Annotated in this window: 6 protein-coding genes; 5 read left to right on the top strand and 1 reads right to left on the bottom strand. The window is 71.9% G+C overall.

What is annotated here, in order from left to right:
* The first annotated feature begins 352 nt into the window (after nucleotides 1-352).
* Nucleotides 353-1,114 (top strand): SDR family NAD(P)-dependent oxidoreductase, encoded by a 762-nt coding sequence (locus HK417_RS23730; RefSeq protein WP_222272957.1) that lies wholly within the window; start codon nucleotides 353-355, stop codon nucleotides 1,112-1,114.
* A 190-nt stretch (nucleotides 1,115-1,304) separates the two neighbouring features.
* Nucleotides 1,305-4,679: a pyruvate carboxylase gene (locus tag HK417_RS23725; RefSeq protein ID WP_222272954.1), complete on the top strand. Its 3,375-nt coding sequence runs from the start codon at nucleotides 1,305-1,307 to the stop codon at nucleotides 4,677-4,679.
* Between the two features lie 150 nt (nucleotides 4,680-4,829).
* Here HK417_RS23725 and HK417_RS23720 read toward each other — a convergent pair whose 3' ends face one another.
* Entirely contained in the window at nucleotides 4,830-5,822 is a 993-nt protein-coding gene (locus tag HK417_RS23720) for an aldo/keto reductase (protein ID WP_222272951.1), read from the bottom strand.
* Between the two features lie 1,351 nt (nucleotides 5,823-7,173).
* On the opposite strand from HK417_RS23720, the gene HK417_RS23715 reads away from it, so the two are divergent.
* The 3 genes from HK417_RS23715 to HK417_RS23705 all read left to right on the top strand — a co-directional run bounded on the left by HK417_RS23715 (nucleotide 7,174) and on the right by HK417_RS23705 (nucleotide 8,615).
* The gene (locus HK417_RS23715; RefSeq protein ID WP_222272948.1) at nucleotides 7,174-7,440 is read left to right on the top strand and encodes a hypothetical protein; all 267 of its coding nucleotides are present in this window, start codon (nucleotides 7,174-7,176) and stop codon (nucleotides 7,438-7,440) included.
* Between the two features lie 82 nt (nucleotides 7,441-7,522).
* Nucleotides 7,523-8,251 (top strand): haloacid dehalogenase type II, encoded by a 729-nt coding sequence (locus HK417_RS23710; protein WP_222272945.1) that lies wholly within the window; start codon nucleotides 7,523-7,525, stop codon nucleotides 8,249-8,251.
* Between the two features lie 79 nt (nucleotides 8,252-8,330).
* Nucleotides 8,331-8,615, top strand: a complete 285-nt coding sequence (locus HK417_RS23705) for a hypothetical protein (protein WP_222272942.1) — start codon at nucleotides 8,331-8,333, stop codon at nucleotides 8,613-8,615.
* The last annotated feature ends 1 nt before the right edge of the window (nucleotide 8,616 follow it).

Below are 8,616 nucleotides of genomic sequence, written 5' to 3'. Positions count from 1 at the left end.
CCGCCGGCGCCCTGCCCACCCTGCACGACCGCTACGGCCTGTCCACCGACGCCATCGTCGCCAAGGTCAAGGCGGAGATGAGCGGCGGCACGCACGCCCCCTGGGCGGCCGATCCGGACCCGGCCACGGCCTGATCCGACACCTGCACGTCACCACGAGGCAGGTGGACGCCCGGCGGCGGTCGACACGCTGACCACCGCCGGGCAGCGGAGTCGAGCAGGCTCCAGTCGGCGCCTGCACTCGACGGCGACCGGCGAGCCGGTCCAGTCCACTGCACGACCACCCGGCTGCAGGCTCGAGGCCTGTGACCAGACCTTCCGTTCCACACATCCCACAGTCCCTGGAGAAACCCATGTCCGTGTCCGACAAGACCGCCATCGTCACCGGAGCCGGTTCCACGCGCGGCATCGGCCGCGCCACGGCCCACACCCTGGCCGCCGCCGGCTGGAACGTCGCGATCCTCGACCTGGACGAGGCCAGCGCCAAGGACGCCGCACAGGAGATCGCCGAGCAGCGGGGTGTCCAGGCCGTCGGCATCGGCTGCGACGTCACCGACGAGGCGTCCGTCGAGAGCGCGCTGGCCGCTCTCGACGACTCAGCGCCCCCCGTCGGCGCGTTGGTCAACAACGCCGGCATCACGTCACCGACGCGCTTCCTCGAGGTCACCGGCGAGGAGTGGGACCGCATCTTCGCGGTCAACGTGCGCGGCGCGTACAACATCACCCGCCGGGTCGCCCCCGGCATGGCCGAGCGCGGCTTCGGGCGCATCGTGTTCCTGGCGTCGGTGTCGGCCGAGCGGGGCGGCGGCGTGTTCGGCGGTGTTGCCTACTCCGCGGCCAAGGCGGCCCAGCTCGGCTTCACCCGCGCGCTGGCCCGCGAGCTGGGTCCCGACGGCGTGACGGTCAACGCCGTCGCCCCGGGGCTGATCGACACCGACATCACCGGCGGGGCGCTCGAGGGGGAGCGCAAGGCGGCGCTCGTCGCCGGGATCCCCGTCGGCCGCAACGGCACCGTCCACGACGTCGCCGACCTCATCACCTACCTGTGCCGCGAGGAGACCGGCTACATCACCGGCGTCACCTACGACGTCAACGGCGGCTCGCACATCCACTGACCCGCCGCGGGCTCGGCCGCTCCCGCCCCCGCGGGTGGCGGCCCGAGCTCGCCGACCGTGCCTCGGTCAGAGACCCCACTGAGCTGACCGTCAGCCGTCTCTCTTCGGCACACCCGCTTGGTCCAGCACCTTCTCGTCGTTGCACCGCAGGGGCGGCGGCGACCAACGACGACAACTGTGGGGGTAAGACATGTTCGCCAAGGTCCTGGTGGCCAACCGGGGTGAGATCGCGGTGCGGGCGTTCCGCGCGGCCTATGAGCTGGGCGCGGCCACGGTGGCGGTGTTCCCGTGGGAGGACCGCAACTCGGTGCACCGGCTGAAGGCCGACGAGAGCTACCAGATCGGCGAGGAGGGCCACCCGGTGCGGGCCTACCTGTCGGTCGAGGAAGTCGTCGGCGCGGCACGGCGGGCCGGGGCGGACGCGGTGTACCCCGGCTACGGGTTCCTGTCGGAGAACCCGGAGCTCGCAGCGGCCTGTGAGCGGGAGGGGATCTCCTTCGTGGGCCCGCCAGCGTCCGTGCTGGAGCTGACTGGCAACAAGGCGCGGGCGATCGCTGCGGCGCGGGATGCCGGGCTGCCGGTGCTGGCGTCGACCGCGCCGAGCGACGACCTGGACACCGTCCTGGCCTCCATCGGGGACATGCCGTTCCCGGTGTTCGTCAAGGCGGTCGCCGGCGGGGGCGGGCGCGGCATGCGGCGGGTGGCGGAACCGGCGGAGCTGGCCAGCGCGGTGCGGGCGGCGATGCGGGAGGCCGAGGCCGCGTTCGGGGACGCCACCGTCTTCGTCGAGCAGGCCGTCGTCGACCCGCGGCACATCGAGGTGCAGATCCTGGCCGACGGTTCGGGGAACGTGGTGCACCTGTTCGAGCGGGACTGCTCGGTGCAGCGCCGGCACCAGAAGGTGGTCGAGCTGGCCCCGGCGCCGAACCTGGACCCCGCGCTACGGGAGCGGATCTGCGCTGACGCGGTCGCGTTCGCCCGGGCGATCGGCTACGTCAACGCCGGCACGGTGGAGTTCCTGCTGGATGCCTCCGGCCGGCACGTGTTCATCGAGATGAATCCGCGGATCCAGGTCGAGCACACGGTCACCGAGGAGGTCACCGACGTCGACCTGGTGCAGTCCCAGCTGCGGATCGCGGCGGGGGAGACGCTGGTCGACCTGGGTCTGTCGCAGGAGTCGATCGTGCTGCGGGGGACGGCGCTGCAGTGCCGGATCACCACAGAGGACCCGGCCAACGGCTTCCGCCCGGACACCGGCCGGATCACCGCCTACCGCTCGCCCGGCGGCGCCGGGATCCGGCTGGACGGCGGCGCCTCGCTGGGCGCGGAGGTCGAGGCGCACTTCGACTCGCTGCTGGTGAAGCTGACCTGCCGTGGCCGCACCTTCGACATCGCCGTGGCCCGGGCGCGCCGCGCGGTGGCCGAGTTCCGGATCCGCGGGGTGGCCACCAACATCCCGTTCCTGCAGGCGCTGCTGGACGATCCGGACTTCGCCGCCGGGCGAATCACCACGTCCTTCATCGAGGAACGGCCCGCGCTGCTGACCGCGCGCTCGTCGGCCGACCGCGGCACCCGGCTGCTGACCTACCTGGCCGACGTGACGGTCAACCAGCCGCACGGCGAGCGGCCGCACCTGGTCGACCCGGTCAGCAAGCTGCCCACCGTCGACCTCAGTGTCCCTCCGCCAGCGGGCTCCCGGGAGCGGCTCCGGGAGCTGGGGCCCGAGCGGTTCGCCGCCCAGCTGCGGGTGCAGACGGCGCTGGCGGTCACCGACACCACCTTCCGCGACGCCCACCAGTCGCTGCTGGCCACCCGGGTGCGCACCCGGGACCTGCTGGCGGTGGCCGGGCACGTCGCCCGCACCGCCCCGCAGCTGTTCAGCCTGGAGGCATGGGGCGGGGCGACCTACGACGTCGCGCTGCGGTTCCTGCACGAGGACCCGTGGGACCGGCTGGCCGCACTGCGGGAGGCGGTCCCGAACACCTGCCTGCAGATGCTGCTGCGCGGCCGCAACACGGTGGGCTACACGCCCTACCCCGAGCAGGTCACCACGACGTTCGTCGAGGAGGCCGCGCGCACCGGGATCGACGTGTTCCGGGTCTTCGACGCGCTCAACGACGTCACCCAGATGCGCCCGGCGATCGACGCCGTCCGCGAGACCGGGACGGCGGTCGCCGAGGTTGCGCTCTGCTACACCAGCGACCTCTCCCACCCGGGCGAGGACCTCTACACGCTGGACTACTACCTGCGGCTCGCCGAGCAGATCGTCGGCGCCGGCGCGCACGTGCTGGCGATCAAGGACATGGCCGGGCTGCTGCGGCCACCCGCTGCCGCGCAGCTCGTGACGGCGCTGCGGGAGCGCTTCGACCTGCCGGTGCACCTGCACACCCACGACACCGCCGGCGGCCAGCTGGCCACCCTCATGGCGGCCTGGCAGGCCGGGGTGGACGCGGTGGACGGCGCGGTGGCCTCCATGGCCGGGACGACGAGCCAACCACCGCTGTCGGCGATCGTGGCCGCCACCGACACCACCGAACGGGCCACCGGCCTGGACCTGGCCGCGGTCAACGACCTGGAGCCCTACTGGGAGGCCGTGCGCCGGGTCTACGCGCCGTTCGAGTCCGGCCTGCCCGCACCCACCGGGCGCGTGTACACCCACGAGATCCCCGGCGGGCAGCTGTCCAACCTGCGCCAGCAGGCCATCGCCCTGGGCCTGGGCCAGCGGTTCGAGGAGGTCGAGAACGCCTACGCCGCCGCGGACCGGCTGCTGGGCCGGCTGGTCAAGGTAACGCCGTCGTCCAAGGTGGTCGGCGACCTCGCCCTGCAGCTCGTCGGGTCCGGCGTCAGCGTCGAGGACTTCGCCGCCGAACCCGGCAAGTACGACCTGCCCGACTCGGTCATCGGGTTCCTGCGCGGCGAGCTCGGCGACCCGCCCGGCGGCTGGCCAGAGCCCTTCCGCAGCCGCGCACTGGAGGGCCGCCGACCCCAACAGCCCCCGGCCGAACTCTCCGCCGACGACGAGCGTGGGCTGGTCGAGCAGCCCCGGCAGACGCTCAACCGGCTGCTCTTCCCGGGACCGACTCGCGAGTACGAGGCGCACGTCGACTCCTATGGCGACGTCTCCGTGCTGCCCACCAAGGAGTTCCTCTACGGGCTGCGCTCCGGCGTCGAGCACCCCGTCGACCTCGAGCGGGGTGTGCGACTGCTGATCGGCGTCGAGGCCGTGTCCGACGCCGACGAGCGGGGCATGCGCACGGTGATGTGCAGCCTCAACGGCCAGCTGCGGCCGGTCTCGGTCCGCGACCGCTCGGTCGACGCCGCGGTCAAGGCCGCCGAGAAGGCCGACCGCAGCGACCGCGGCCAGGTCGCGGCACCGTTCGCCGGAGTGGTCACCCTGCAGGTCAAGGAGGGCGACACGGTCGAGCCCGGGCAGGCGGTCGCGACCATCGAGGCGATGAAGATGGAGGCCGCGATCACCGCCCCGGTCGCCGGCACCGTCCACCGTGCCGCCATCGGCCCCGTGACGCAGGTCGAAGGTGGAGACCTCCTGGTGGTCGTGCGCTGATGGCGCCGGGCATCACGTGCCGCCCACCGCTGGAGGTGAGCTCCGGACGGACCATGTGTGTGTTCGGCGCGGCGCCTGGGCCCCGCAGCAGGCGGTAAACGACGCGGCGATGGGACATGTCTGGCCACTTATGGGAGCCAGATCAGAAGGTCAACGGTTGTAGGCAGGCATCGGGCCGCGCAGCGATGCCCCGACCTCGTTGCACGCGGCGACGACATCCGCTGGGAGGGGTCCCGCTGCGGCAGCGGCGATGTTTTGCTGCAACTGCTCGACCCGCGAGCCGCCGAGCAGGACCGCACCGATGTCGGGCGAGTTCACCAGCCAGCGCAGGGACAGTTCGGGCAGGGCCATACCGGCGTCGTCAGCGATCTCGGCAAGCCGTTCGACGGCCGCGAAGAGTTCCGGGGTCCAGTAGCGGTCCCGGTACATCCGGGCGAGCCGTGAGTCGCCGAACCGGCCGGTGCCGGCAGCGGTGAACGAGTGCTTCCCGGTGAGCAGTCCTCCACCGAGGGGGTTGTAGATCATCGTGAGAAGGCCGCTGACGCGGGCGAACTCGAGGTACTCCTCCTCGATCCGGCGGGCGACGAGGTTGTACAACTGCTGGGCGACGACCGGCCGCGGGCAGCCGACCACGTCAGCGGCAGCATTGAGCTCGGCGATCTGCCAGGCCGCGTAGTTCGAGACACCCAGTGCTCCGATCTCCCCGCGGTCCATCGCCTCCTTGACCGCCGTGAGCGTCTCGTGGATGGGCGTCGCCCGGTCAGGCTGGTGCAGGTAGAAGATGTCGACACGCTCCACTTGGAGCCGCCGCAACGAGCCCTCGAGGGACGCACGTAGGCCCGCGGCTGACAGTGGTGCGGACTCCCCGGCGTCGGGATGGGGGATCCCAGCCTTGGTCGCCAGGACCATCCGGTCGCGTCGGGTCGCCATGAGGTTTCCGAGGATGACCTCGGTCTGACCGTCGGCGTACCCGTTGGCTGTGTCCACGCCGGTAAGCCCGGCGTCGAGGGCCGCGTCGAGCATGGCCGCCGCTCCTCCGGCGTTCACCGTGTCGCCGAAGGTCATGGTGCCGAGCACCAGCCGGGACAGCGGAACCGGTGCGCCGGGCACATCGACGGCGGCGGGGTCGGGAACGGCCATCATGTCGACGCTGCCTCCTTGGTCGTCGGCTCGGCACTCGTCACCGCTGCCAGCGCCTCCGGGCCTTGACGGCAGAGAATGGATGCCCAGGTGGACCCCAGTGCATCCCCCGGGACCCGGACCGGCTGGTCGGCGAGGTCGGCAGCGAGGCCTTGCCCCGGGACGGTACTGCCGCTGGTCGACCGGGTTCGGGGAGACGTAACTGCGCTGGGTCGACGCCGACCGGGTGCGGCCCCGCGGGGGGACACTGCCCCCAGCGTCGCGTCGGTGAGGCCCTGCGCGGCGCGTTGGGGGCCGTGGGCCGCTCCGGAGGTGCCCAGCGAACTGGCAGCGCGCTGACCTCCTGGTGGCGGCCTGCGGCTGAACCTCTCAAGTGTTGGGTATCCCTATGGGCCGCACCGTGGCGACGCATGACCGCCTTCCCGAGGGGACCCATGTTGGCGCCGCTGAGGCCGAGACAGTCCCGAAGCAGATGCTCCCGCCCAGCTGGGCGCGACCAGTCCCGACGCCAGGGCCCTGCGGTCACCGGTGATGACACTCTCGCGGCGCGTGCATCGAGGCCGACAGTCACCTCGGCGATCGACCCGCGGCTGGCCACCATTGTTCCTCGTCAGGGGTCGTTCGGCGCGCTTCGTGACCGTTCCGTATGCCGCCTGAGCTGCGTGAACGAACATCGGCGTACTGCCGTGAACACGCTGCGTACGTCTGGGGGTCAAGGGGTCGCAGGTTCAGATCCTGTCCGGACCGGGCCCTGACTGGTTCACGGGGCCGGTTTGACCACCAGTAGTCCACCCTTACCCGTCCAGGGCGGCTTCCCGGTGCAGTGTCTGGCTGGGGGAGGGGCCGGCGCGACGGGCCCGCGGCTCCCCTCGTCGAAATCGCCCACGGACTGACCGGGAACTCAGATAGCCGCTTCGGCCAGGGGATACGAGACTGGTGCGCGATGGGTGGCAGGATGCCCGCCCCTTCCGCGTCACGACCGCGTAGGGGGGCGGGCCTGCATCCCGATCGCCGGGTCCAAGCGCCCCTGGCCCGACGTCAAAGGGCCCAGGCCCGCTTTCGGCATCAGGGGGAGTGGCGACCACCAAGGTGGTGTGTGCCTCTCAATCTTGTGCCTTCTCCAGTGCCCGGGAGTTGCGACGGCGCCGGGACGCGTTGGGCCGGCTTGGGGCTGAACGGGGCGACGGCGGCCTAGCGTCGACTGATGTCAACGGCGGACGCGACATGGCTGGGCGTGGCGACGCTGTACCGCGGCACGCTGTTGGAGGGTGCCGAGCTGGGCTGGCACCCGGCGGATCAGCTTCGGTTGCTCGACTGAGCGACGCCTCGGCCGCGCCGCGGCTACGGTGCGTGGGTGGACGGGAAGCGGCGGGCCTGGGTGCCGGCCGAGCTGCGGGGTGGCCGCGGCCCGACGGATGCCCGTCGGCGGGTTGCCGATCTCACGGCCGGGCACGGCAGCAGGTCCGCCGGGCACGCGGCCGCCTGGGCTGCGTCCCACGCCGTGATCGACCGCTGGTCGACGCTGATCCGGGAGGCGGCCGCCGCGGGCCATTCCTCGGCCGACGATGCCCAGGCGGCTGGCTGCGCCCGGCCTTCGCTCCACGGCCACCTCCGGCGCTGACGACCGGGTGTCTGCACCTTCGGCACGCCGACCGCGGAGTGTTGTACGGGGTGCGGTGCGACGCGATGGGAGGAGATCTGCGATGACACACGACTTCAGCGACGTCGGCTTCCTGGGCTTCGATGTGTTCGGCACGGTGGTGGACTGGCGGTCGGGCGTCGCCCGCGCCGCCGAGCCGTTCCTGACCGAGCACGGCATCGACATCGATCCGCTGGCCTTCGCCGATGAGTGGCGGTCGCTGTACCAGCCGGCGATGCAGCGGGTGCGTGCCGGTGACCGGCCCTGGGTGAAGCTGGACCTGCTCCACCGGGAGAACCTGGAGACCGTGCTGGCCCGCCACGACGTGGACTTCGGTGCCATCGCAGATCTCGAGCTCACCGAGTTGAACACCGCGTGGGAGAAGCTCGACCCCTGGCCGGACGCGGTCGCCGGTCTCACCCGGCTCAAGCAGCCATTTGCGATCGGGCCGCTGTCCAACGGTTCCATCGCCGGGATGATGCGGCTGGCCCGCTTCGGTGGCCTGCCCTGGGACGTGATCACCGGCGCCGAGATCAGCCACAGCTACAAGCCGATGCCCCAGACCTACCTGCGGTCGGCTGAGGCGGTGGGCCTGCGCCCCGAGCAGGTCGCCATGGTCGCGGCCCACAACGGTGACCTTGCGGCAGCGCGAGCGACCGGCCTGCGCACCGTCTTCGTCGCCCGGCCCCACGAGCACGGGCCCGACCAGACCACCGACCTGACCGCCGAGCAGGACTGGGACGTCGTCGTCGACTCCCTTACCGAGGCCGCCGACGCCCTCGGCTGCCCTTGAACCGTCGGCGCTGCTGCGCCGGACGTTCATCGACTCCCTCGTCTACACCTCGGAACAGCTGCGCCACGTCGTCTCCGTCATGGGCCCAAGCCAGGTCACGCTCGGCAGCGACTACCCCTTCGACATGGGCGTCGACGACCCGGTCGACCGGCCTGATGCGGATCGACAAGGACGTCGAGGTCGCTGGGCGAGCGGGCCGATCGCCGACGTGTTCCGGCCGGACGGCGACGAGCCCGTGCCCGTGATCGCGTGCATCAGCCCGTACGGCAAGGACGTGCCCTGCGCCGAGCGCTTTGATGGCGCTCGCCGAATGTCCCCAGGGGTGCTCATCGAAAGTCCCCACCCGGGTGCGGTGTCAGGTTAGT

Origin of the sequence: Modestobacter marinus (assembly GCF_019799945.1) — a bacterium.
In the GTDB taxonomy this organism is placed as follows: Bacteria; Actinomycetota; Actinomycetes; order Mycobacteriales; family Geodermatophilaceae; genus Modestobacter; species Modestobacter marinus_B.
The sequence above is the reverse complement of the archived record's forward strand: the minus strand, read 5'-3'. Positions and strand labels throughout refer to the sequence as shown.

Excerpts from the sequence above, each read along its gene's own strand:
- HK417_RS23710 (WP_222272945.1), top strand. The coding sequence starts at position 7,523 with ATGACACACGACTTCAGCGACGTCGGCTTCCTGGGCTTCGATGTGTTC.
- HK417_RS23725 (WP_222272954.1), top strand. The coding sequence starts at position 1,305 with ATGTTCGCCAAGGTCCTGGTGGCCAACCGGGGTGAGATCGCGGTGCGG.
- HK417_RS23730 (WP_222272957.1), top strand. The coding sequence starts at position 353 with ATGTCCGTGTCCGACAAGACCGCCATCGTCACCGGAGCCGGTTCCACG.
- HK417_RS23720 (WP_222272951.1), bottom strand. The coding sequence starts at position 5,822 with ATGATGGCCGTTCCCGACCCCGCCGCCGTCGATGTGCCCGGCGCACCG.
- HK417_RS23705 (WP_222272942.1), top strand. The coding sequence starts at position 8,331 with ATGGGCCCAAGCCAGGTCACGCTCGGCAGCGACTACCCCTTCGACATG.